This window comes from Streptomyces noursei (assembly GCF_016917755.1).
GTDB classification, from domain to species: Bacteria; Actinomycetota; Actinomycetes; order Streptomycetales; family Streptomycetaceae; genus Streptomyces; species Streptomyces yunnanensis.
On record NZ_CP070326.1, the window covers coordinates 1,118,987 to 1,141,739 of the forward strand.

Sequence of the window (22,753 nt, forward strand, 5' to 3'; positions counted from 1 at the left end):
CGACTGGTGCAGTCGATGCGCTGCAGTCATCTGGAAGCTTGTAGGGGGATGTTCAGCCCCACCTGGATGACGCTGGGGCTCCATCAGCTCAGCCGTGCGCATGTGCAGCGGAGCGACGGTACCTTGATCTCCGCAACACCCATCGGGATCGGGCCCGCTGCCAAAGCCGCGGGCCCATGTTCTGTTGCACCGTGGGAACGCGCAGCTGTCCGACGAAGACCGACGACCGAAGTTCTGCGGGCGATCGTTTCGATTCGGTGTGCGCTGTTCTGCGTGGATGCCGACGGCCCGGCGGCGGCCATCGCCGACTCCGAGCCCACGGAACGTCCCTCGTTCGGTGATTGCCGGGTGGCTGGCGAGTCTGTTCGGGTAGGCACGTGGGGTGGCAGCAGGTGATGCGTTATGCGACGTCTGTCAGCAGGTGATCGAGGACGTTCGGCACGTGCGGGACGAGGTGCCTGATTCGTCGGCGGACTATGTCTATGACCTTGGGTTTGACGGCCGACGGTTCGTCACCGCGGACCCCGAGGCCCCATACGAAAGCTCGGGGGCCCTGGCGCCGATGTCGCCAGACATAGAGCGTCCGGGGAGAGAGGCCGAGATATGACGCCGCGCCTCTCACGGTCAGGAATCCTCTCGGCGTGGCGGCATTCTTTCCGGAGACACAGTCACCCTCGACCAGGGAAGAAACTGACGAGAAAGCAGTCATGGAGGGGCCTCCGCGGGCATCGAAGAACAGGTCAACCGACTGTTGCCGCACCGAGTAGGCGGCGACCGTCCCGTCGTCTGAGGAAACGCCGGTTTGGCTAACCGGCGATCGTCGGCTATGTTTCGCAGCTGCCTCTGAGGTGCCAATGATTTCTCGCTGCCATAAGACAAGAGAGTCTGGTGAGAGCAACCTGCTTCTGGCACACCCGATGGCGCACCAGCCGGCAGGAAAGCCGCTCGTTACGACTGTTCAGGAACTGCTGCCAGCAGGACGTGACTGCGCTTGGCTCCGCACAACGTCCACGACACCTTGCTACGACAGGCGCCCTGGCGGGCTCCTACCGGACCTCATGCAGGGAGCGCGCTTCATGCGCAGGGACTCGGCCTCGCCTGTGCCGTCGCCTGCGCCGTACGGGAGCGCGGCGCACGTGAAGCCGAGGCGGCGTCAGGGCTGCGGACGCCGCACGTATCGTCCCAATCTCCCAGAGAAGTCCCACAGGCCCTCTCCGCCCCTCCCGTAAGCCGGCTTTTCGCTGGTCAGCGCGATGGGGAAGGTACGCTGCGCTCACATGTTGATCATGTGGCCCGCGAGGCCGTGTACCGCTTCCTGGATCGCCTCGCCGAGGGTGGGGTGGCCGTGGACGTTCCGTGCCACCTCGTGGACGGTCAGGTCCCATTTCTGAGCCAGCGTCAATTCCGGGAGCAGTTCGGTCACTTCGGGGCCGATGAGGTGGGCGCCGATGATCTCCCCGTGGCGGGCATCGCTGATGATCTTGGCGAAGCCCGCGGTCTCGCCGATGCCGTGCGCCTTGGCGTTGGCGGTGAAGGGGAACTTGGCCACCCGGACGTCGAAGCCCCGGTCGCGGGCCTGCGCCTCGGTCCAGCCGAAGCTGGCGATCTGCGGTTGACAGAACGTCACCCGCGGGATCATGACGTAGTCCAGTTCCATGGTCTCCGCGCCGGCGATGCTCTCCGCCGCCACGATGCCCATCGCCTCGGCGGCGTGCGCCAGCATCAGCTTGGCGGTGACATCGCCGATGGCGAAGATGTGCGGCACGTTCGTCCGGCACCGGCCGTCGATGTCGATGGCGCCGCGTTCGGTCAGCCGGACGCCGGTGTTCTCCAGTCCGAAGCCCGTGGTCCGTGGTTGGAAGCCGATGGCCTGGAGGACCTGGTCGGTCTCCAGTGTCTGGCGCTGGCCGCCGGTGGTGACCGTCACCCGCACCCGCTCCCCGGAGTCGTCGATCCCCTCGACGCGGGTGGAGGGCAGCACGTTGATGCCCAACTTGCGGTAGCGGCGGGCCAGTTCGGTGGAGACCTCCACGTCCTCCAGTGGTACGACGCGATCGAGGAACTCCACGAGGGTGACCTCGACGCCGTAGTTGTGGAGGACGTAGGCGAACTCGACGCCGATGGCGCCCGCCCCGGCGATGACGATGCTGCGCGGCAGTTCGTCGGAGAGGATCTGCTCCTCGTACGTCACCACCCGGCGGCTGAGGGAGGTGCCTGGCAACAGTCGCGTGACCGAGCCGGTGGCGATGATCGCGTGGCCGAAGGACAGCGTCTCGGTGCGGCCGTCGCCCAGGGTGACGTGCAGGGTGTGCGGATCGATGAAGGCGCCGACGCCCTCGAACTGCTCGATCTTGTTCTTCTTCATCAGGAAGTGCACGCCCTTGGCGCGGCCGTCGGCCACCTTGCGGCTGCGCAGGAACGCCTCGCGGTAGTCGAACGTGACCTGCCCCTCGGCCCGCATCCCGAACGTCTTCGCCTCACGGCCCACGATGTGGGCGATCTCGGCGTTGCGGAGCAGGGCCTTGGACGGCACGCATCCGATGTTGAGACAAACACCGCCCCAGTACTTGGCCTCGACGATCGCCGTGCGCAGACCGAGCTGGGAGGCGCGGATGGCCGCGACATATCCCCCTGGGCCCGCGCCCAGGACCACCACGTCGAAGTGCGTGCTCATGCCGCGGGTCCGCTTCGCTCGCCCACGCACGCGCGGGGCGTGCATCGTCCCGTTCGCTCGCTCTGCTGGCTTCGCTGGCTCATGCTCGGCAGCCTAGGCGGGGGCGGGCGGGCCCGCAGCGCGTCGCGGTCCAGGCGGGGGGCGCGGCGCGGTGTCTGTGGGGCCGGGCCGGAGTCGGTCGACGACATGCACGCGTCGGTGACCCGCCTCCCTACGCCGAAGGCCCGGCGACCGAAGTCGCCGGGCCTGGGCCGGTGCCAGTGCGGCAGGGGCCATGACGGCTGGTGCCGTGACGGCCGGTGCCGCTGCGCCAGGTGTCAGTTCACCGAGTCGTGGCTGAGCTCGATGTCGCACTGGGCCTGCCCGGAGGCGGACAGCCTCAGCGGGGCGGCGGCCGGCGGGTAGCCACTGGCGATCAGCGTGTACTCGCCGCTGTCGAGGTCGGCGAAGACGTACTCGCCGTCCTGGCCACTGGTGGCGGTGCCCACGACATTGCCCGTGGGGTCCAGCAGGGTCACCCGGGCGTCGTTGACGGCGCCGCCCTGCGCGGTGCGGACGGTGCCGCGGACCTGGGCCCCCAGCGTCAGCCGGATCTCGTACCAGTTGCGGCTGCCGGCGGTCACCTCCACCTGGAGGGCGGACGGACGGTGGCGTTCCGCGCTGACCGCGAGGGTGTAGCTGCCCGGGGTCAGTTCGTCGAACGCGAAGCCGCCGTCCTGGCCGACGACGCCGGAGGCCACGACCTCACCGCGGACGTCGGTGGCGACGACCAGCGCACCGGGCACCGGGTCGTCGTTCTTCTCCTCGCGGACCTCGCCGGACAGCCCGGCCGCGCCGCTGAGGGTCAGGTCGAAGACGACCGGTTCGGCGCCCACCACGACGGTCAGCGCCTGCGGCTTGCGGGCGCCGGCGGAGCCGATCAGGACGTAGGTGCCGGCGCCGGTGGTCGGCAGCGCGTAGCCGCCGTCCGCGTCGGTGGTGGTGCGGCCGAGCTGTCGCCCGCCGACGCTGATCAGGGTGACCGCGGCCTGCGGCACCGGCCGGCCGCCGCTGTCGCGCACGGTGCCGCTGATCAGGGGACCGGACACGTTCACTCCGGCGTCCGGGGCACTGACTGCGGCCACAGCAGCGGGGGCGACCGCCGCCGGCTCCGACGCGGTGGCCGGTGCGGTGGCCGGCGCGGTCTCCGCCGCCGGCGGAACCTCACCGTTGGCCTCGGCCTCCGCCTGGGCCCGTGCCTGGAGGCCGGAGATCTGCCGCAGCGGCACCTCCTTGATGAACCACATCAGCACGAAGGCCAGCGCGACGACCACGGCGCCCATCAGGAAGACGGTGTGCATGGAGTCGGCGAAGCCGCGCTTGAACGGCTCGGCCAGCCGCGGGTCGAGGTGCTGGATGAACGAGGAGTCGCTCAGCACGCCCGAGGAGCCACCGCCGCTGGGGTGCTTGAGCATGTCCAGCACCGGCTTGTTGGCCGGGTCCTGCAGGACCGCGGGGTCCTTGAGCGCGCCCTGGAAGCGCGCGGTGGACGCGGCGCTCTTGAACGCGTCGCCGATCTTGTCGCCGACCGTGCTGAACAGCACCGAGAGGAAGATCGCGGTACCGGCGGTGGCGCCCATCTGGCGGAAGAACGTGGAGGATGCGGTGGCCACGCCCATGTCCTGCGGCGGGACGGCGTTCTGCACGGCCAGCACCAGGGTCTGCATGCAGCCACCCAGGCCGAGGCCGAAGACCAGCATGTAGACCATGGTTTCCCACAGCGCGGTGTCCCACTGGACCCGGTAGTGGAAGAGCAGCATGGCGGCGACCATCAGGGCGGTGCCGACGATCGGGAAGATCTTGTAGCGACCGGTCTTGGCGGTGATCTGGCCGGACACGATGGAGGCGATCATCATGCCCGCCATCAGCGGCAGCATCTCCAGGCCCGACTTGGTGGGGCTGGCGCCCTTCACGATCTGGAGGTACTGCGGGATCATCAGCATCCCGCCGAACATGCCCATGCCGATCAGCACGGACAGCAGGCTGGTCTTGCTGAAGGTGCCGTTGCGGAACAGCCGCATCGGGATCAGCGCGTCGTCGCCGATCCACCGCTCCACGAGGACCCAGGCGATGATCCCGACCACGCCGACGACGTAGCAGGTGATCGACCGCGTCGAGGTCCAGCCCCACTCCCGGCCCTGCTCGGCGACGAGCAGCAGCGGGACGACGCCGAGGGTGATGGTGAGCGCGCCCCACCAGTCGATGCGGCGGTTCCGGCGGGTGTGCGGGATGTTGAGGACCCTGGCGACGACGAACAGCGCGATGATGCCGATCGGCACGTTGACCAGGAAGACCCAGCGCCAGCCGGTGATGCCGAGCAGGGTGGCCTGGCCGGCCAGCGCGCCGCCGATGAGCGGGCCGGCGACGCTGGACGTGGCGAACGTACCGAGCATGTAGCCCTGGTACCGGGCGCGCTCGCGGGGCGGGACGATGTCACCGATGATCGCCAGCGCCAGCGACATCAGACCGCCGGCGCCCAGGCCCTGGATGGCGCGGAACGCGGCGAGTTCGGTCATCGAGGTGGAGAAGGTGCAGAGCACCGAGCCCACCACGAAGATGCTGATCGCGGCCAGGTAGTAGGGCTTGCGGCCGTGGAGGTCGGACAGCTTGCCGTACAGCGGGGTGGCGATCGTCGACGTGATCAGGTACGCCGTGGTCGCCCACGCCTGCTGGCTGAGTCCGTGCAGATCGTCCGCGATGGTGCGGATGGAGGTGCTGACGATCGTCTGGTCGAGCGCGGCAAGGAACATCCCCAGCATCAGACCGCTGAGGATGGTGAGGATCTGGCGGTGGCTGAGGACCCCCGCCCCCGGTATCGCCTTGGCTTGCGCCCCTGGCGGAGAGGTGGCTGTGCTCATCTACGTATCTCTCCTTGTTCCACGGTGGTGCCCTGGTCTCCCCCGGGGCCCGGCCGTGCGTGTTGACGTTCTGCCAGGTCCGCGTTGAGCCGGCTCATCAGCCGGATCAGGTCGGCCCGGTCCTGCGGCGACCAGGATTCGAGGATCCCGGCCAGCTCGGCGTCGCGCTGACGCCGGTAGTCCTCGAAGCGGGCCCGCCCCGCCTCGGTGGCGGTCAGCAGCGAACCGCGCCGGTCTTCCGGGTCCGGGCGTCGGGCGACCAGCCCCCGTTCCACCAGCGAGCGCACCTGCCGGCTGACCGTGGACAGGTCCAGGAACGCGTCGGCGGCCAGATCGGTCGCCCGCTGGTCCCCTCCGCACACCAACCTGGCCAGCAGCACCCGGTCGGCGGCGCCGGCGTCGTGCTTGACCCGCTGTTTCCAGGCCGCGATCAGCCGGGTGAAACGGACCATTTCCGTCCCCAGCCCTGCGGCCGCCTCATCCAGGCTCGACGCGACGGTGATCTCCGAGACCCCCGCCCCATCGCAGGCATGGACCGCGCCGTTGCTCATCGTCGTGATCCTTCGCACTACATACGTGCATGCGTGATTGTCGTGATCCAGTCGAAACCACCGGATACATTGCTTGTATCCAGCAAGCATAGCGGGCTGCGCGAGTGTACCTCTGACCACGGGTCCACTTCTTCGCGGGGTGCGACAGCATCGCGGGGTACGACAGCGCGGACCGCCCGTCACGCACCGTCCGACACCCTCACCGCTCCCCCGATGGAAAATCTCGGCGAAGTGGTAGATATGCCGAAATACCCAAATCGGCCCCCTCGAACGGAAGGGAGAATCCCATGTCGTCGAAGCGTCGCCGCAAGAAGAAGACCCGACGCAAGCACGCGGCCAACCACGGCAAGCGCCCACAGTCCTGAACCGGGTCCACGACCGACGAGGGCGGGGCGTCGGGCCGCACCGCCGGCCGCGGCGCCCCGTCAGTGGACCTGACCGGCCTGGTAGTCACCTGCGGGCTGCCGGGTGATGACATTCCCGCGGTTGAAGGCGTTGATCACGGCGATCTGGGTCACCAAGGCGGCGAGCTGGTCCTCGTCGTAGTACTTGGCGGCGTTCGCCCAGACCTCGTCGCCGACACCGCCGGCCGCGTCCGCGATGCGGGTGCCCTCCTCCGCCAGCTCCAGCGCGGCGCGCTCGGCGTCGGTGAAGACCGTGGCCTCGCGCCAGGCCGCGACCAGATTGAGGCGCACCGAGGTCTCCCCGGCCGCGGCGGCATCCTTGGTGTGCATGTCGATGCATCCGGCGCAGCCGTTGATCTGGCTGGCGCGGAGCATCACCAGTTCACGCGTCGAGGCCGGCAGGGTCGAATCGTCGAGCGCCTTGTGCGCCGCGATGATGTGCTTCATGGCCTTGGCCGCGACCGGGCTGGCCATGACGTTCAACCGAGCTTCCATGGTGCACTCCTTGTCGATGTTCGCGGTTACGCCCCTTAGACCCCTCGCTCCCGCATGTTGTGACACCGTCGAGAATGTGAGCTGCGTCTCCCCGTCTGCGCCGCAGCCGGGGCCGCCGACGCCGCCGGCGTTCGGGCCCACTGCCGGCCGGCCACCGACCGGATCCACCGCAGCGCGCGCTAAGCCCAGAATCGCACGCGCGAACGCTCGTCGCCGGATGTGAGCCGCCCCCCAGCAGGGCCCGGCGGCGGGCGACGGGCGCGAAGGCGCCAACACCCCGCGCACAGAAAGGAATTACGGCTTCCCGCCTCGACCGTGACCAGCCGGTCGCACCGCCGGCAGGTGCGAGCGCAGCTGCCGGCCGACACGCAGGGTCACGGCGCCGCCCCGATGCCCGGGTGCCGCATCCAGAGGTCGTACCCCGCTCGATGCCGAGCGGGTACGACAGTCAGTGACAGTCAGTGGGCGATGCCGTCGATCAGTTCGCGGGCGCCCTGGCGCAGCAGCGCCACGGCGACGGAGGTCCCCAGCGTCTCGGGGGTCAGCGGGCCAACCCACTCGTGCGCCTTCAGGACGGTCTTGCCCTCGGGCGTGAAGACACTGGCCCGCAGGGAGAGTTCACCGCTCCGGTCGGTGGCGGCGAACCCGGCGATCGGGCTGTTGCAGTGGCCCTGGAGGACGTGCAGCAGCATCCGTTCCGCCATGGTCTCCCGGTACGTCGCGGGGTCGCCGAGGCCGCTGACGGCGTCGATGGTGGCGGTGTCGTCCTCGCGGCACTGGAGGGCCAGGACGCCCGCGCCGATGGGCGGGCACATCACGTCCACCGGCAGGATCTCGGTGATCGCGTCGGTGCGGCCGATCCGTTCCAGTCCGGAGACGGCCAGCAGCAGGGCATCGGCCTCTCCGGCGGCCAGCTTCTCCATGCGGCGGTTGGCGTTGCCGCGCATCGGCACACACTCCAGATGCGGGTGCGAGGCGGCGAGCTGGGCGATCCGGCGTACCGCGGAGGTGCCGATCCGGGTGCCGGCGGGCAGCTCGTCGAGGGTGAGCCCGCCCGGGTGGATCAGCGCGTCACGGACGTCGTCGCGCTTGAGGAAGGCGGCGAACGCCGTCCCGGCCGGCAGCGGGCGGTCGCCCGGGATGTCCTTGACGCAGTGCACCGCGAGGTCCGCCTCGCCGGCCAGGAGGGCGGCGTCGACCTCCTTGGTGAACGCCCCCTTCCCCTCCACCTGGGAGAGCGCCCCCATCCACCGGTCCCCGGTCGTCTTGACGGGGACGACCTCCGTGGCGACGCCGGGGTGCAGCGCGGCCAGTTCGGTGCGGACGCGCTCCACCTGGGCCAGGGCCATCGGCGAGTCACGGGAGACGATGCGAATCAGTTCTGGGGCGGGCATGGCGCCGATGATAGACCGTCAAATACGGACAGTTACCGACAGCGCGTCGGAGTTCGAGTGCGTCGCGCCACCCCTGCTCCGGTATGCGGACGGGCGACCTGCGGGGCCACGTGGCCCGGTCCGCCCCGCGCCAGTCACCCGCGGTACCGTCCCGGCATGTCTCGTTCAAGTAGCGGCCGGACCGCAGGAGATCAACCGTCGTCTCCCGTCCGCCCGGATCCCCTCGCCCCGGCTCCCGTCACCGCCGACGGCCCGGTGACCGCCGACGACCTCGCCGACGCCGTGCGGCTCGCGGTGGAACTCCTGCGCGGCGCGCCCACCTCTGCCTGGGAGAACGGCGCCAAGGCCGGCTCGCTGCACTGGGATTGCTGGGAAACCGTCGAGCACCTCAGTGACGACCTGTTCTCCTACGCCGCCCAACTGGGGCCCGGAACACCGCCGTTGGACCGCGAGGTGCCGTTCTCCTGGCACCGCAAGCGCCCCGGTGGCCCGGCGAACGCGGTGCACGCCGATCGTGCCGCCGGGCTCCTGCAGACCCTGGAGGCGTGCGGCGCGCTGCTGGTGGCCATGGTGCGCACCACTCCCCCGCAGGTGCGCGCCCACCATGTCTTCGGCGTCTCGGACCCGGAGGGCTTCGCGGCGATGGGGATCGTCGAGACGGTCGTCCACACCCACGATCTGGCCGCGGGGCTGGGGCTCGACTGGGATCCGCCGGCCGGGGTGTGCGCGCGGGTCCTGGCCCGGCTGTTCCCGGACGCCCCGGTCGGCGCCGATCCCTGGCCGACGCTGCTCTGGGCCACCGGGCGCACCGCGCTCCCCGGGCATCCGCGCCGCACGCAGTGGCGCTGGGACGGCCGCGTACGGTCGTGACGACGGGGCCGCCGCGGCGCTGCGGCCGCGTGTCCGTCGAAGCCTGGTGCGCCCTGACCGCTCGTCCCGACGGCCGGGAGCCCGGACCGGCGGTGGACCGGCCCGGGCTCCCGGCCGTCGGGCTGCGGGCGGCCCCGCGACGCGGTGGATCGGCTAGGCGCGCTTCGACGAGACGAGGTGGGCGAAGGCCACCACGTTGGCCATGTAGTCCTTCACCTTCCGGTCGTACGAGCCGCCGCAGGTGATCAGGCGGAGCTGGGCGTCCGGGGTGTCCGCGTAGACCCTGTCGTTCGGGAAACTCGCCTTGCTGAAGGTCTCCACGGAGTCGACCTGGAACGTGGCGACGATGCCGTCCTCACGGGTGATCTCGACGGTGGCGCCGGGCTTGAGCGTCTCCAGCTGCAGGAACACCGCCGGTCCGGTCTTGGTGTCCACGTGCCCGGCGACGATCGCCGCGCCGCGCTCGCCCGGCGAGGCGCCGTCCTGGTACCAGCCGACCAGGTTCTTCTCGCCGGCCGGGGGCGGGTTGAGCTGCCCGGATTCGGCCAGGGTCAGCGGTGTGAACGGCGCGTCCACGGCGATCTCCGGAATCGTCAGCCGCTTCGGTACGGAGCGGGGCAGCGTCAGGTCGGTGGCTGGTCTGGTGTGGTGCCCGGTGGCGGCGGGCGCGTGGTGGGACTGCGGTTTGGCGTCCGCCGAGGTGTCCACGGAGTTGTAGATGAGGAAGGCACCCAGCAGAAAGGCTCCCGCGGCCCAGATCGCACCGCGTCCCACGGGGAGGGCTGTGGCGGTCTTCTTGGGTGGAGCGGGATCGGGGTTCGGATTCGGCTGGGGCGACTGCTGGGCGGTCATGAGGGGCCTTTCGTGAGCGGGTGGGGCACGGTGCGGCGTGGGGGCGGCGTCGTCGGACGACACGCGGGTCATCGCGGGGCGCGCGGCACCTCGGCGGCGGACCCGGAATCGCCGCGGCCACCGTCCGGCGAGGACGGTGGCCGCGACTGCACATCGACCTCCGGAGGGGCAGCCTTATCAGGCCGCGGTGCCCGACGTGTTGCGGCGACGCAGCATGTAGGCACCAGCACCCAGACCACCGAGCATCAGGACGGAGCCGGCGGCCAGGCCGCTGCCGGACATTGCCATGCCGCCGCCACCGGTGTGGACACCGCCGTGCGGGCGACGTCCCCAGTGGTCGCCGCCACGGCCCCAACCGCCGTCACCGCGGCCGTAGCCGCCGTCACCATGGCCATAGCCACCATCACCGCGGCCATAGCCACCGTCACCGCGACCGTAGCCACCGTCACCACGGCCATAGCCACCGTCACCGCGACCGTGACCGTGGCCGCCGCGGCCGTGGTCGCGGCCCCGGCCGTGGTCGTCGCCGGATTCGTTGTCCCAGTCACCGATCACGGACGTGGCCAGCGCGCCTCCACCGGTGTGCACGCCACCGTGCGGACGGCGGCCCCAGTGGTTGCCACCGCGGCCGTAGCCGCCATCGCCACGGCCGTAGCCGCCGTCACCACGGCCGTAGCCGCCGTCACCGCGGCCATAGCCGCCATCGCCACGGCCGTAGCCGTCGTCACCGCGGCCGTAGCCGCCGCGGCCGTGGTCGCGGCCCCCACCTCGGCCGTGGTCGTTGTCGCCCCGGCCGTGGTCGTCGCCGCTGACAGAGGTACCGCTGCCCGGCGCGAAGTCCTGGACCAGGCCCATGGCGCTCGCGGTGGGTGCGGTGATAGTGAGCACCGCCGTGATGGCGGCGGATGCGAACAGAGTGCGGGCAGTGCGCATGGAGTCATGTTCCTTTCGGCGCGACTGCGAAGGCTGACACTTCGTCGGCACATCGGATCGCAGTAGCGACGTGATCACCGTCAGTCGGAATCGGGCTCGGCACCACCGGAGAACGCCGCATTCGGGGGACAACGTCGGCTCTTCGGGTGGCGGGAGACGAGGTATTCACCCGTTGGACGGCGCGTGGCTCCGGCGTGTCGTCATCAAGGTGGGCTAGAGGGGGTCTAAAGGGGCCCGGAGCGGGCGGCCGGCCGGCGCGACGGGTCCCGCGGCGGGGGCGGTGCGGGTGCCCGCCGCCCGTCGGTCGCGCCACGCCCCGTCGTCGCGGGCGGACGGGACCGGGTCGGGCGTCGGCACGGCGTGCCAGTCACCGGCCGGGCGGGATCACCGACGTCCACGCCGTGGGACGCCTGACCGGGCGTCTCCTGATGTGACGTCAACTGGCAAGCCGGTCGGACAGTCCGGGAGAGACTGGGGCCGGGCGCACCAGGTGCCGACGCGACATCAACGCCGGAGGACGGAGCATGGCCATCGGACGTCCGGGAGATCCGGAGATCCGGACCCACCCGCGATCCTGATCGGCATCGGCGGCGCGCTCGCGCCGGATCACCCGCCGGCGGCCGCCGCCGAGTGGGGCCACCGACTGGGAATTCCCCAACACGCCTTTCTCGCGGCGCTGTTCGCGGGGAACGACGACCAGGTGCTGATCGGCAGGATGGGGCAGGAAGGCTGGTAGCGCCTCGTCCGACGGCGACTGGGGGCCGACAGCGGCCTGATGGCGGAGCTCCGGCGGGATCTGGCGGCCCGCCGGCGTTGGGATGCCGACCTGGTGGCCGGAGTGCGGGCGCTGCGCGGCCGGGCCAGGACCGTGCTGGTGAGCAATGCCTGGCCCGAGACGCGCCCCGCCCTGGCCGCCTCCGGGGTGCTGGACGTCGTCGCCGGCACCGTGTTGTCCTGCGAGGTCGGATGCGCCAAGCCCGACCCCCGCGTCTATGCCGGTGCGCTGCGGCGGGCGGGCGTGGCGGATCCGGCGCGCGCCCTGTTCGTCGACGACACCGCGGGCCATGTGCGCACCGCGCGGGCGCTGGGCATGGCCGGTCATCTGCACATCGACACCGGGGGCGCGCTCGCCCGGATCGAGGAATTCGTGCGGGCGGTGGGCGCGGGGTGAGGCGGGGGCGCGCGGTTCAGCCGGTGGCGGCCCGCAGCGCCTCTTCGACGATCGCCTCCAGGCGGGCGTGGTGGGCGCCGCGCCAGTAGACCCGGCCGCACGCGGTGCACTGCGCGAAGACGTCGTAGGTGCGCTGGGTGCCGTGTTGGAGCTGCTCCTGGACGGCGTCCTTGTCGGCGGCTGCCAGGCGGCCGTTGCACGCGGTGCAGCGGGTCCAGGGGGCGAGCGTGGGGGCGAACCGACCCAGCACGTCCCGGAGTTGGTCGTCGGGGCGGTCGCTGTAGATGTAGGCACCGGCCCAGATCTCCCGGCGCTGGAGCAGCCCTCGGTCGCGGGAGAGCAGCACCCGCCGTTCCTCGGCGGAGCGCGCGGCAAGCGCGGCGTCGCCGGGATCCTCGTTGGTGTACGCCGCATCGACGCCGAGCAGCCGCAGTCGGCGGGCCAGGGTGCCGAGGTGCACGTCGAGCAGGAACCGCAGCGGTGCGCCGGGCACGCGCTGCGGTCGCTCGACGGCGTGGACCTCGATGTGTTCGCCCTGGCTCGGGATGTGTGCGACGGAGGTCTGCGCACCGTCCACGACCACGCGCCCGACCTCGGTGAGCGGGACGCCCAGCGACTCGATGACGTGGCCGAGCGTGGCGGCGCCGTCGGTCACCAGCGGAGCGCGGCGGGCTGTGCGTTCCGCTCCGACGAACAGGTGCAGTTCAGGGGCGATGCTCAGGGCGATTTCGGGTCCGTTCACGTCGCACAGCATGGCACCGGGCGGGTCGCGGCAGCCAGCGGATTCCCCGGGGGCGGGGCGCGGACGGCGACGGGAGGCGGCGACCTCCGGTGTCGTGTCCGGCCGCGCGGCGCCACATACGGACCGTAGCGGTCCGGCCGGCGGATTGTGCACGATGGAGCAGGCCACATCCGACTGCCGCCCCTAGCCTCACCTGCACATCAGCAACATCAGCGACACCAACGAGGGGCGGCACCGGTGAACTGGCTCATCCACGACTACCGCGAGAAGGACCTCGCCGAAGTGGTCCACCTGATCGACTCCACGGCCGAGCTCGGCCAGGAGTCGGTCTTCTCGCTCGCCGAGTGCATCAGCGCCCTGACCTCGCGGCAGCCCGCCGTGGTGGCCGTCCATCAGGGCGCTCCCATCGGGGCGGCGCTCGCCTGCGTCGCCGGTGAGCGGGGCTGGGTGATGCGGATCGCGATCTCCTCGGCCTGGCGTGGCCGGGGACTGGCCAGCGCGCTGCTGGTGGAGCTGGAGCGGCGCCTGGTCGCCGCCCGGGTGAGCCGTATCGCGTATGTGCTCCCCGAGGAGGATCTGCTTGGGGAGGGCCTGCTCAACGCGGGCTACACCCGGCAGCCCGCGGTCGCCTACTTCGAGAAGGTCGAGCCGCACCACGGGCCCGCGGCGAGCCTCCTGGACGATCTGGGCGGGCGGTTCCTGCCGTCCGACCTGTGGGCCAAGGTCGCCGGTATGGAGGCGGAGAAGGACCTGATCGAGCGGCGGGTGGTGCTGCCGCTGGCGGAGCCGGAGCGGGCCGCCCGGCACGGGGTCCGGCCACCGCGGGCGATCGCCCTGTTCGGCCCGCCGGGGACCGGGAAGACCACCTTCGCCCGCGGGATCGCCGCCCGGCTGGGCTGGCCGTTCGTCGAGCTGCTGCCGTCCCGGTTGGCGGACGAGGGCAACCTGGCGGCGGCGCTGCGCAGCGCGTTCGCCAGGATCGCCGAGCTGGAGCGGGTGCTGGTGTTCATCGACGAGGTAGAGGAGATCGCACCGGTCCGCAACGAGCCCGCGCAGCCTGGCGGTCTGCACAGGGTGACCAACGAGCTGCTCAAACTGATCCCCGGATTCCGGGAGCAGGACGAGCGCCTGCTGGTCTGCGCCACCAACTCCATCCGCTCGCTCGACCCGGCGTTCCTGCGCCCGGGGCGCTTCGACTACCTGATTCCGATCGGCACGCCCGATCCGGCCGCGCGGGCGGCGATCTGGTCCCGGTACACCGAGGGGCGACCCGACGTGGACATCCCGGCGTTGGTCGCGGCCAGCGAGCTGTTCACCCCGGCGGACATCGAGCACACCGCGCGGGTGGCCGCCCAGGCGTCGTTCGAACGGGATCTGGCGGCGCTCGGCGGCGGGACGGGGCCCCAGGGCCGGCCTGGCGCGAGCACCGAGGACTACCTCGCCGCGATCGCGCAGTGCCGGCCGACCGTGACCCCGGCGATGATCGACGAATTCGGCGCCGACATCACCGCCCATGCGCGCTGCTGAGACCTCCCCGCCGGGGCGGGCCCGCGCAGCCACGGGTCCGCACGGCCCCACAGGCAGATGATCCCCCATCCCCCACCCCGATGACGCCACCACACTGCGCAGGGTGGAGGTCACCCGCTGCGCCTCCTCCGCTGGGACGACGATGCCGCCGGCCGGGCCTGCGTACGGTGAGCACAGCAGCCGGCCGCAAGGTGCGGATCTGCACCGAGAGTTGTGGCACGTCGAGACATGTTGCGAGTCGAGAGAGGCGGGACGGCACATGCCGGAGCATCCGCAGACCGAGCAGGCCCCACAGGGCGGGCAGACCCCTCAGATCTCCGAGACCCCACAGGGCTCAGGGGACGCATGGGGCTCCAAGACATCCGCACCGCGGCGCTCCCCGTTCACCGATCCGTCACCCGACTCCGGGACGTCCGCGGTGATCGACCTGCCCGCCTACGGCCAGGACTTCGTCGACGACCCGTATCCGTACTACGCCAAGCTGCGGGAGCAGGGCCCCGTCCACCGGATACGCACCCCGTACGACCAGGACTCATGGCTGGTCGTCGGCCATGAGGCGGTCCGCGCCGCGCTCGCCGATCCGCGCCTGGGCAAGGACTGGAGCAGCGCCAACCTGGAACGCGTGGTCGGCGAGGCGCCGTTGTTCACCAACATGCTGGACGTGGACCCGCCGCACCACACCCGGCTGCGGAAACTGGTGGCGAAGGAGTTCACCAGCCGCCGCGTGGAGGCCCTGCGCCCTCGCGTGCAGCACCTCACCGACGAACTCCTCGACGCGATGCTGGCCGCGCCGGACGGCCGGGCCGACCTCATCGAGGCACTGGCCTTCCCCCTGCCGATGACCGTCATCTGCGAACTGCTCGGCGTTCCGTCGATCGACCGCGAGTCCTTCCGCGCCTGGTCCCACGAACTCGTCTCACCGACCGGTCCGGAGGAGGTCGTACGGGCCACCCAGGAGATGTCCGACTACCTCTCCGCCCTCATCGAGACCCAGCGCCGCGAACCGGTCGACGGACTGCTGAGCGCCCTGATCCGGACCAGCGACGAGGACGGCGACCGGCTCTCCCGCGACGAACTGATCGGTACGGCCTTCCTGTTGCTGGTCGCCGGCCACGAGACCACGGTCAACCTGATAGCCAACGGCGTCCGGGCCCTGCTGGAGCGCCCCGCTCAACTGGCCGCCCTGCGCGCCGACGACGGCCTGCTGGACAACGCCGTCGAGGAGATGCTCCGCTACGACGGCCCGGTGGAGACCGCCACCTGGCGCTGCGCGTCCGAGCCGGTGGAGCTCGGCGGCACCGTGATCCCCGCCGGTTCCCCCGTGCTGATCTCCCTCGCCTCGGCCTCCCGCGACCCCCAACGGTTCGCCGTCGCGGACGACTTCGACATCACCCGCGATCCGCGCGGTCACGTCGCCTTCGGCCATGGCATCCACTTCTGCCTCGGTGCGCCGCTGGCCCGTCTGGAGGGCCGGATCGCCCTCCGCTCCCTTGTGGACCGCTGCCCGAGCCTCGCCCTGGACACCGCCGCCGACACCCCGAACTGGCGCACCGGTCTCCTCATGCGCGGCATGGACCGGCTCCCGATCCGCTGGGACGGATAGCCGCCGACCGGCCGGTACCGGTCCGTTGGCCGGTACCGGGCCACCGACCGCCCTGTGCGACAGTATCCCGATGAAGACCATCGGTTTGATCGGCGGCATGAGCTGGGAGTCCACGGCGGAGTACTACCGCCTGCTGAACGAGCTGACGCGGCAGCGACTGGGCGGGCTGCACTCCGCCAAGTGCGTGCTCTACTCGGTGGACTTCGCGGAGATCGAACGCCTCCAGGCCGAAGCGCGGTGGGACGAGGCAGGCGACATCCTGGCCGAGGCCGCCAAGGCGCTGGAGGCGGCGGGCGCGGAGCTTCTGCTGCTCTGCACCAACACCATGCACAAGGTCGCCGACCGGGTGGGATCCGCGGTCGGCGTCCCGCTGCTGCACCTCGCCGACACCACGGCGGAGGCCGTACGGGACCGGGGAGTCCGCCGCGTCGGACTGCTGGGCACCGCATTCACCATGGAGCAGGACTTCTACCGCGGTCGCCTCGCGAGCCACGGCCTGGACGTACTGGTCCCGAAGGCCGCCGGCCGAGAGACCGTGCACCGTGTGATCTACGAGGAGCTGTGCCTGGGCGTGGTCAAGGAGGAGTCCCGCGACGCCTACCGCGCCGTCATCGACGAGCTGATCGCCGCCGGAGCCGAGGGCATCGTGCTCGGCTGCACCGAGATCGAGCTGCTCATCCGCCCGCAGGACAGCCCGGTCCCCGTCTTCCCGACGACCCGCCTGCACGCCGAGGCCGCGGTCTCCCGCGCACTGACCGCACCGTGACGCCACCAGGGCCACGCCCCGAGCACGCCGGGACCGCGCCCTGGCGCTGGGCCCGGCACCAAGGCCCCCATGGCACAGCGCAGCCCTCATTTGTCACATCGGCGGGTACGCTGACGTGGTGTCGCACAGCGAGTTGGAACGCCTGGCCCGGATCCGGATACAAGTCACCGGAGAGACCCTGGAACGCGCCCTGGCTGTTCTTCGCGGAGATGCCACCGAGGGAGACACCACCGGTCCCGATCCTGCCCCCGACCTCACCTCCGTCTCCGAGTGCGAGTCCGACTCCGATCCTGAAGCCGCCGCCGCTACGGACGCGCAACAGGCGGACGCCTCGCCCCGGTTCCCGCGCCCACGACGCTCGCACCTGCGTGGGCTCTGACAACTCCCGGCGACGATGCCTGGCGGCCGTCCGGTCCGCCCCGTTCACCGAGCGTTACGGGCTCAGGACTCTCGCCAGGAGAGGGGTACGGGGCGCCTGGTGCCCACCGCTCGCCACCATGCGGACCTCACCCCGGTCACTGATCTCCGCGCGGACGATCCCCGACTCGTCTTCGTAGATCGGATACCCGCCCGCTCCCGCCTGGTCGGTACGCCGGACGACGACCACGTCGTCCTCCACCGCGAGGGCCTGAAATACCAGCTCATAGCGTTCCGGGTAATCCATCGGGGCCTCCCGATACTGCTCTGCGGGTTCTGCCACCCAGGACGCCGCCCCACTGCCACTGCGCACGTCGCAGCGCCCCGGCCCTTCCATCCTGACCCACGCCCGGGCACCCCGCCTCACCACAATTCATTGAAGGGTTAATGAATTGGTCGCAGGGGCCTCAGGGGCTGCCCGCACCGACGGCCGCCATCACTCCCGGTCACACCACGCTCCTACTCCCACCGCCGAAATCCGGCATCAAGGTCGACCCGTGGGTTGATGTCCCGCAGCCGAGCCAAGGCGAGAATCAAGGCGATGGAACACCGATGAATGAAACACCCCGATATCCACGTTCCCTCCAGACGCTGAACTACCGGAGCCACCATGCGCGTTCGCCCCCGCCCACCGCACCGCCGCCCCCGGCTGGCCCTCACCGCCGCCACCGCCGCGTTATCCCTCCTCGCCCTCCCCACCGCGGCCTCCGCAGCCTCCGCGCCGGCTGCCGCCTCGCCCCTACGGCCACAGACCGCATACGCCGGCACACCGGCCACCGCCACCACCGCCTTGACCTCGGCCTCCGCACACCTCACCCGCCCCGCCCGCCCCTCCCCCCTGGACCACCAGGCCCTGGAGAGATCCCTCCAGGCATTCCACGACGCGGGGATGTACGGCGCCTACTCGGCCGTGCGCGACGGTTCCGACAGCTGGCAAGGTGCGGCCGGAGTCGCCGACATCGACACCGGACGCCCCGTCACCCCACAGATGCAGCACCGCATCGGCAGCATTACCAAGACCTTCACCGCGGTCGCCGTACTCCGGGAAGTCGGCAAGGGACACATCGACCTCGACGCACCGATCGACCGCTATTTACCCGACCTCATAACGGGCGAGCGCGGGCGGGCCGTCACCGTCCGGATGCTGCTCGACCACACCAGCGGCATCGCCGACTACAGCGCATCGATCTTCGCGACCATGGACAGCCTGGAGGGCAATCGCTTCCACCAATTCGCCCCGGAGGAACTGGCCCGTCTGGGAATCGAGGCTCCCCCGTTCGGCAAGCCGGGCCAGGCGCACCACTACTCCAACACCAACTACATCATCGCCGGCCTCCTACTGCAGAAGGTCACCGGCCAGTCCGCCGAGACCTACATCACCGCACACGTGATCCGCAAGGCCGGTCTGCGGCACACCTACTTCCCCCACTCCCCCCTCTCTCCGCACCGCACGCGAAGATGTACGAGGCCGCCAACGGAGACTTCGATCCGCCGCGTGACTTCAGCGTCTACAACATGTCCTGGGCCGGCACGGCCGGCGCCCTCGTATCGACGATGCCCGACCTCAATCGCTTCTACCGGGCCCTGCTGGGCGGCGAGTTGCTCCCTCCGGCGCAGCTGCGCCAGATGAAGACGACCGTGCCCATCCCGGGTTCCACCACGCGCTACGGCCTCGGCCTGTTCCAAACGACCTCGCCCTGCGGAGAGTTCTGGGGCCACAGCGGTCTGGTAGTCGGCGCCATGACCTGGTCCTGGTCCAGCCCTGACGGCCGCCGCCAAATCTCCCTCGGCTTCAACCTCACCCGCTACCAGAAGCTCGACTCCAACAACCGGCCCCTGCCGAACCCGATCGACGCGGCCATGGACGCCCACGTGGCACAGGCCATATGCAGCACCACAGCCAGCCACACCACCGAGCGGCCCCTGGCACCCACCCGGACCGCTCCCCTGACCTCCGTCCCAGGACAACACTCCCGATAGGTCTGCAACGCACCTCTCGCACAGGACACGCTGCAGGTGATTCACCACCTCCCAACCGAAGGTATCCAGGACTACACATGAACAACGATGAAGCACTCGCCCCCATCGACCGGCTGCTCGCCGAGCGCGCCTGCGAACGTCTGATCCTCGACTTCATCCACCGCCTCGACCTCGGCGACCCGAGCTCCGTCGCCGAACTTTTCACGGACGACGGCGTCTGGCAGTGGCCCCACGGTCACCGTCGCATCGAGGGCCGCGAGGCGCTGCGCGAGTATTTCGGCTCCCGCCCGGCCGACCGCCTCTCCCGCCGCCTGATGACGAACATCCTGGTCTCTGTCACCTCCGCCACGACGGCGACCGCCACCTCCTACCTCACCACCTACCGCGTCGACGGCTTCGTCGAGGGCATCGCTCCGTCACAACTCCCCACCAACGTGGGCCATTACGAGGACACCTTCCGCAAGGTCGACAACACCTGGCTACTGGCCACCCGCACCACTCATCTGGCCTTCGGGGCCGACACGGCACGCCTCACACCTCCGAGCAACACCTGAGCCGGAGCGGAACAGGGCCGGAGACTCAGCCCGCCACCGCATGAAGGAGAAAGCCGGAAGAGAGAGAAGGGAGCAAGGAGAGAGCCACGAGGGAAGGAAAGGCCCCGCTCCCGTGCGATATCACGGAAGCGGGGCGGGTCCGAGAAGCGCCAGCAGCTCGGATAGATACGGGGACCACCGTACGGGCGACCACTGACAACCCCGCCCCGTGCCGGTGCACACAGGCCACGCACGAAGGCGGCTTACTCGTCCACGTCCGCACGTCCCGGCCAGGCGGGCGGCGACCACCGGCACACCCGCGCCACCGATCCACGTCCCGCCCCACACCGGGCCCCAACACAATGCACCACCCGATCTGGGGAACGCCTCACAGCAGCACACCCGCCGTGGGTGCGACCTGAGATCGGCGCCGCCGTGCAGCGGACGAACACGAGCGGTGCAGGCGCGCACGAGCAGAGGACGCACGCACGACTGGAGGAGGCGCGCACGAGTGGAGGAAAGGGAAGAGAAAAAGGAAACGGGAGGAGGAGGGGTGGGGGGTGGGGGAAGGGGGCGGGAGGGGTAGAAGGAAGGAACAGGGGCAGGGCACAGCGGACGAACTCGCCACCGCCGCGCCCCCCACCCCGGCCTCGGAGGCCGGATCGCACGACGCCCTGTTGACGGTTCGAGTGTGGGCGGACAGGGTGGGGCGAACGCGGAGCGTGTGGGAATGGACACATGCAGGCAGCGAGGGGAGGGCGAGGTGCTGACAGTCTTTACTGGTCAGCGAGTTGAGGTGGAGTCAGGACGATCGGTGGGGCCCGCTCGGGGGCGCTATGGCTGAAGAACGCGGGGAAGCGTTGTCAGTGGCTGCCCCTAGCATGTCTCACATGTCCGCAACTCCTTCTGCCCATACGGGTACGCCCGTTGCTGCTTCCGAGGCCAACGATTCGATCCGGCGTTTTGTGCGCGCCCGGCACGGTCTGGCCTGGACTGCGCAGGACATGGCGGACTATGCGGCACTCCTGGAGATCTGGACGCTGGCGGTGCGCGCCGAAGTCACGGAGGTCGTCGAGGCCGCCTAGTACAGAGCACCCACGCACGGACGAGGACACATGCACGACGGCCCTGGCGCCCTACCCGCCCCACATGGCCCGGCCCGGCGGGCCGCCAGGGCCTACCCACAGGGGCCGAAGCATCTGCAATCCCGGCACGTCAGGCGCCTGAGGCCAGGGCGTTCCTCAACCCATCCGCCCCGTACCACCACGTCCGATTTCCGCCAGTAGCTGCGTCCGCATACCGGCAGACTCGAAGAAAGCCCCGGTATCAGCACGACAAGGACGCATCATGCACACCAGCATCCGCCACACGGCCACACCGGCTTCGACGCCCGCCCCCGCTTCGGCGCCCACCACCGTGACCTACTGCACCACCCTCGACAGTCCCCTCGGCGAGTTGCTGCTCGTCGGTGTGGACTCCCCCACCGCGCCCTGCGGCATTGCTCTGACCTCGCTCTCCCTCCCCGGCCAGCGCGGCGCCACCGTCGTACGGACACACTGGCGCCGCGACGCCCGCCCGTTCGCCGAGGCCATCCGGCAGTTGCGGGCCTACTTCGCCGGCCAACTGCCCCGGTTCGAACTGTCGTTTCAAGCCACGGGTACGGACTTCCAGGAACGCGTCTGGCAGGCCCTGGACGAGATTCCGTACGGCACCACGACCACATACGGTCGGCTCGCCGACGCCCTGGGCGTACCGCGTACCGACGTCCGCGCGCTGGGAGCCGCGATCGGAGCGAACCCGCTGCTGGTCGTACGACCGTGCCACCGGGTGATCGGCGCGGACGGCGGTATGCGAGGGTACGCAGCCGGCGTGGAACGCAAGATCGCGCTGCTGACGCACGAAGGCGCCCTCCAGCCCACCCTCATCTGAACGCGGTGAGCGACTCCCCGCCGATCGCCATGGACGTCCCGCCTGCCGCTGCGTGCGGCACCTCCCCGACCGGCGCCCTCCGCGACGTGCCGTCTCCCCTCATCCCGCCGGACGAGGCGGACACATACCAGCCGTTCTCCTCCCCCATCCCCCACACCGACGCCGAACTCTCCGCCCTGCTCGGCCTCTTGCTCTCCCCTCCCGTCCCGACGGTGCCGGGGTCGGACGGCCTACCGGGCCCGCACCACACCCGCCACCCGCGTCGCCGTCGCCCCAGCGCCCCGTTCGCCGTCACCATCGGACACAGCCGGGACGATGCGTCCACCGCGGCCGCCGCGGCATGGGCAGAGGCATGGCGAGCGGCCGGCCGAACCGTCCTGGCGGTGGTCGACTGGCCGGAGCACGCCGCGTCCTGGCTGCGCCCCGCGCGGCGCTTCACGGCCGATCGTCCGGACGCCTGGGTGGTCGCCGCCGCACCGCTGGGCTGGGCCCAGATGAGCCGTCGACTCCGCCACAGCACCGACTGGGAACCAGCCCGTACCTACGGCTTCGCGGCGCTCGGGGACTCCCGCCTCGTCACCCTGGCCGGTCCGGCGACACTCCAGGGCATGCGCGGTGTCTCCGCCGACGGCGGCACCTGGCTCATCGACCGGGGCTGGGTCACCCGGCACCCTCCGGGTACCCCACCCGCCGCCTCCCCCCGGCGGGCCCTGAGCGCATCGCGGAATCCCCCGATGCCTCGTACGGCTCGGGAAGCAGGGAGCGAGAGCCTTCAGGGCCCTCCCTCCCGGCACCACCCCAGTGCCACCGAACATCCCACCGCCACCCCCACCCGCCCCATCCCGTGGCAGGCTGAAAGCAAAGAAAAATCAGGAGAAGCACACACAGCAAACAGCCATCCCCCGTCCTGTCACCATCCCCCACCCCCGGTCCCTGCCCCTGCTCCCCGACTCCGAGTCCGAGTCCGAGTCTCCGTCGATTGCCCGTCCGAGTCTCCGTCGATTGCCCCATTTCC

At 70.7% G+C, this 22,753-nt stretch carries 19 protein-coding genes and 1 pseudogene; 11 read left to right on the forward strand and 9 right to left on the reverse strand.

Translation table 11 applies throughout. The features are described from left to right. Window positions 1–1,273: 1,273 nt before the first annotated feature. From lpdA to JNO44_RS05010, 3 genes are all read right to left on the reverse strand, one after another. Entirely contained in the window at window positions 1,274–2,674 is a 1,401-nt protein-coding gene (gene lpdA / locus JNO44_RS05000; RefSeq protein ID WP_205361762.1) for a dihydrolipoyl dehydrogenase, read from the reverse strand. Window positions 2,675–2,991: 317 nt separating this feature from the next. Then, window positions 2,992–5,571 carry an MFS transporter gene (locus JNO44_RS05005; RefSeq protein ID WP_205361763.1) on the reverse strand — a complete coding sequence of 860 codons (2,580 nt, stop codon included), beginning with the start codon at window positions 5,569–5,571 and terminating at the stop codon, window positions 2,992–2,994. After that, window positions 5,568–6,122, reverse strand: a complete 555-nt coding sequence (locus JNO44_RS05010; protein WP_067355735.1) for a MarR family winged helix-turn-helix transcriptional regulator — start codon at window positions 6,120–6,122, stop codon at window positions 5,568–5,570. Before JNO44_RS05010 ends, JNO44_RS05005 begins: the two co-directional genes overlap by 4 nt. Window positions 6,123–6,409: 287 nt before the next feature. Here JNO44_RS05010 and JNO44_RS45450 point away from each other — a divergent pair, with 287 nt between their 5' ends. Continuing rightward, entirely contained in the window at window positions 6,410–6,487 is a 78-nt protein-coding gene (locus tag JNO44_RS45450; RefSeq protein WP_466870480.1) for a 50S ribosomal protein bL37, read from the forward strand. Window positions 6,488–6,547: 60 nt separating this feature from the next. Here the strand turns inward: JNO44_RS45450 and JNO44_RS05015 are convergent, their stop codons facing one another. Together JNO44_RS05015 and hemC are read right to left on the reverse strand one after the other, a co-directional pair. After that, window positions 6,548–7,021, reverse strand: a complete 474-nt coding sequence (locus JNO44_RS05015) for a carboxymuconolactone decarboxylase family protein (protein WP_067355734.1) — start codon at window positions 7,019–7,021, stop codon at window positions 6,548–6,550. 458 nt (window positions 7,022–7,479) lie between these two features. Next, entirely contained in the window at window positions 7,480–8,415 is a 936-nt protein-coding gene (hemC, locus tag JNO44_RS05020; RefSeq protein WP_205361764.1) for a hydroxymethylbilane synthase, read from the reverse strand. Between the two features lie 156 nt (window positions 8,416–8,571). Here hemC and JNO44_RS05025 point away from each other — a divergent pair, with 156 nt between their 5' ends. Next, entirely contained in the window at window positions 8,572–9,285 is a 714-nt protein-coding gene (locus JNO44_RS05025) for a hypothetical protein (protein ID WP_240167420.1), read from the forward strand. A 153-nt stretch (window positions 9,286–9,438) separates the two neighbouring features. Here JNO44_RS05025 and JNO44_RS05030 read toward each other — a convergent pair whose 3' ends face one another. Then, the gene (locus tag JNO44_RS05030) at window positions 9,439–10,137 is read right to left on the reverse strand and encodes a class F sortase (protein WP_205361766.1); all 699 of its coding nucleotides are present in this window, start codon (window positions 10,135–10,137) and stop codon (window positions 9,439–9,441) included. Window positions 10,138–10,314: 177 nt separating this feature from the next. Continuing rightward, the gene (locus JNO44_RS05035; RefSeq protein ID WP_205361768.1) at window positions 10,315–11,070 is read right to left on the reverse strand and encodes a hypothetical protein; all 756 of its coding nucleotides are present in this window, start codon (window positions 11,068–11,070) and stop codon (window positions 10,315–10,317) included. A 775-nt stretch (window positions 11,071–11,845) separates the two neighbouring features. On the opposite strand from JNO44_RS05035, the gene JNO44_RS05040 reads away from it, so the two are divergent. After that, window positions 11,846–12,241 carry an HAD-IA family hydrolase gene (locus JNO44_RS05040; protein ID WP_205361770.1) on the forward strand — a complete coding sequence of 132 codons (396 nt, stop codon included), beginning with the start codon at window positions 11,846–11,848 and terminating at the stop codon, window positions 12,239–12,241. A gap of 16 nt (window positions 12,242–12,257) precedes the next feature. Here the strand turns inward: JNO44_RS05040 and JNO44_RS05045 are convergent, their stop codons facing one another. After that, window positions 12,258–12,983: a Mut7-C RNAse domain-containing protein gene (locus JNO44_RS05045; RefSeq protein WP_205361772.1), complete on the reverse strand. Its 726-nt coding sequence runs from the start codon at window positions 12,981–12,983 to the stop codon at window positions 12,258–12,260. 237 nt (window positions 12,984–13,220) lie between these two features. Between JNO44_RS05045 and JNO44_RS05050 the strand changes: the two genes are divergently transcribed. The 4 genes from JNO44_RS05050 (at window position 13,221) to JNO44_RS05065 (ending at window position 17,258) form a co-directional block, all read left to right on the forward strand. Beyond that, on the forward strand, window positions 13,221–14,510 hold the full coding sequence (locus JNO44_RS05050) for an ATP-binding protein (RefSeq protein WP_205361775.1): 1,290 nt from the start codon (window positions 13,221–13,223) through the stop codon (window positions 14,508–14,510). A gap of 259 nt (window positions 14,511–14,769) precedes the next feature. After that, complete coding sequence (locus JNO44_RS05055; RefSeq protein ID WP_240167421.1) at window positions 14,770–16,113, forward strand: cytochrome P450 family protein; 1,344 nt, start codon at window positions 14,770–14,772, stop codon at window positions 16,111–16,113. Window positions 16,114–16,183: 70 nt separating this feature from the next. Then, the gene (locus tag JNO44_RS05060) at window positions 16,184–16,879 is read left to right on the forward strand and encodes an aspartate/glutamate racemase family protein (protein WP_205361777.1); all 696 of its coding nucleotides are present in this window, start codon (window positions 16,184–16,186) and stop codon (window positions 16,877–16,879) included. Window positions 16,880–16,997: 118 nt separating this feature from the next. Next, on the forward strand, window positions 16,998–17,258 hold the full coding sequence (locus JNO44_RS05065; RefSeq protein WP_205361779.1) for a hypothetical protein: 261 nt from the start codon (window positions 16,998–17,000) through the stop codon (window positions 17,256–17,258). 54 nt (window positions 17,259–17,312) lie between these two features. Here JNO44_RS05065 and JNO44_RS05070 read toward each other — a convergent pair whose 3' ends face one another. Beyond that, window positions 17,313–17,543 (reverse strand): DUF6296 family protein, encoded by a 231-nt coding sequence (locus JNO44_RS05070; RefSeq protein ID WP_039638899.1) that lies wholly within the window; start codon window positions 17,541–17,543, stop codon window positions 17,313–17,315. 642 nt (window positions 17,544–18,185) lie between these two features. On the opposite strand from JNO44_RS05070, the pseudogene JNO44_RS05075 reads away from it, so the two are divergent. The 4 genes and pseudogenes from JNO44_RS05075 to JNO44_RS05090 all read left to right on the forward strand — a co-directional run bounded on the left by JNO44_RS05075 (window position 18,186) and on the right by JNO44_RS05090 (window position 21,738). Next, a pseudogene (locus tag JNO44_RS05075) lies at window positions 18,186–19,276 on the forward strand (serine hydrolase domain-containing protein). A gap of 77 nt (window positions 19,277–19,353) precedes the next feature. Then, a complete protein-coding gene (locus JNO44_RS05080; RefSeq protein ID WP_205361781.1) occupies window positions 19,354–19,830 on the forward strand; it encodes a nuclear transport factor 2 family protein in 477 nt (158 codons plus the stop codon). 869 nt (window positions 19,831–20,699) lie between these two features. Continuing rightward, window positions 20,700–20,894 carry a hypothetical protein gene (locus JNO44_RS05085; RefSeq protein WP_143179712.1) on the forward strand — a complete coding sequence of 65 codons (195 nt, stop codon included), beginning with the start codon at window positions 20,700–20,702 and terminating at the stop codon, window positions 20,892–20,894. 262 nt (window positions 20,895–21,156) lie between these two features. Next, window positions 21,157–21,738, forward strand: a complete 582-nt coding sequence (locus JNO44_RS05090) for a methylated-DNA--[protein]-cysteine S-methyltransferase (protein ID WP_205361783.1) — start codon at window positions 21,157–21,159, stop codon at window positions 21,736–21,738. Window positions 21,739–22,753 lie beyond the last annotated feature (1,015 nt).

What these genes read in the sequence shown, in the direction of transcription:
- JNO44_RS05070 (WP_039638899.1), bottom strand. Translation starts at nt 17,543, where the DNA reads ATGGATTACCCGGAACGCTATGAGCTGGTATTTCAGGCCCTCGCGGTG.
- JNO44_RS05010 (WP_067355735.1), bottom strand. Translation starts at nt 6,122, where the DNA reads ATGAGCAACGGCGCGGTCCATGCCTGCGATGGGGCGGGGGTCTCGGAG.
- JNO44_RS05015 (WP_067355734.1), bottom strand. Translation starts at nt 7,021, where the DNA reads ATGGAAGCTCGGTTGAACGTCATGGCCAGCCCGGTCGCGGCCAAGGCC.
- JNO44_RS05085 (WP_143179712.1), top strand. Translation starts at nt 20,700, where the DNA reads ATGTCCGCAACTCCTTCTGCCCATACGGGTACGCCCGTTGCTGCTTCC.
- JNO44_RS05005 (WP_205361763.1), bottom strand. Translation starts at nt 5,571, where the DNA reads ATGAGCACAGCCACCTCTCCGCCAGGGGCGCAAGCCAAGGCGATACCG.
- JNO44_RS05080 (WP_205361781.1), top strand. Translation starts at nt 19,354, where the DNA reads ATGAACAACGATGAAGCACTCGCCCCCATCGACCGGCTGCTCGCCGAG.
- hemC (WP_205361764.1), bottom strand. Translation starts at nt 8,415, where the DNA reads ATGCCCGCCCCAGAACTGATTCGCATCGTCTCCCGTGACTCGCCGATG.
- JNO44_RS05025 (WP_240167420.1), top strand. Translation starts at nt 8,572, where the DNA reads ATGTCTCGTTCAAGTAGCGGCCGGACCGCAGGAGATCAACCGTCGTCT.
- JNO44_RS05030 (WP_205361766.1), bottom strand. Translation starts at nt 10,137, where the DNA reads ATGACCGCCCAGCAGTCGCCCCAGCCGAATCCGAACCCCGATCCCGCT.
- JNO44_RS05090 (WP_205361783.1), top strand. Translation starts at nt 21,157, where the DNA reads ATGCACACCAGCATCCGCCACACGGCCACACCGGCTTCGACGCCCGCC.
- JNO44_RS45450 (WP_466870480.1), top strand. Translation starts at nt 6,410, where the DNA reads ATGTCGTCGAAGCGTCGCCGCAAGAAGAAGACCCGACGCAAGCACGCG.
- lpdA (WP_205361762.1), bottom strand. Translation starts at nt 2,674, where the DNA reads ATGAGCACGCACTTCGACGTGGTGGTCCTGGGCGCGGGCCCAGGGGGA.
- JNO44_RS05035 (WP_205361768.1), bottom strand. Translation starts at nt 11,070, where the DNA reads ATGCGCACTGCCCGCACTCTGTTCGCATCCGCCGCCATCACGGCGGTG.
- JNO44_RS05040 (WP_205361770.1), top strand. Translation starts at nt 11,846, where the DNA reads ATGGCGGAGCTCCGGCGGGATCTGGCGGCCCGCCGGCGTTGGGATGCC.
- JNO44_RS05055 (WP_240167421.1), top strand. Translation starts at nt 14,770, where the DNA reads ATGCCGGAGCATCCGCAGACCGAGCAGGCCCCACAGGGCGGGCAGACC.
- JNO44_RS05060 (WP_205361777.1), top strand. Translation starts at nt 16,184, where the DNA reads ATGAAGACCATCGGTTTGATCGGCGGCATGAGCTGGGAGTCCACGGCG.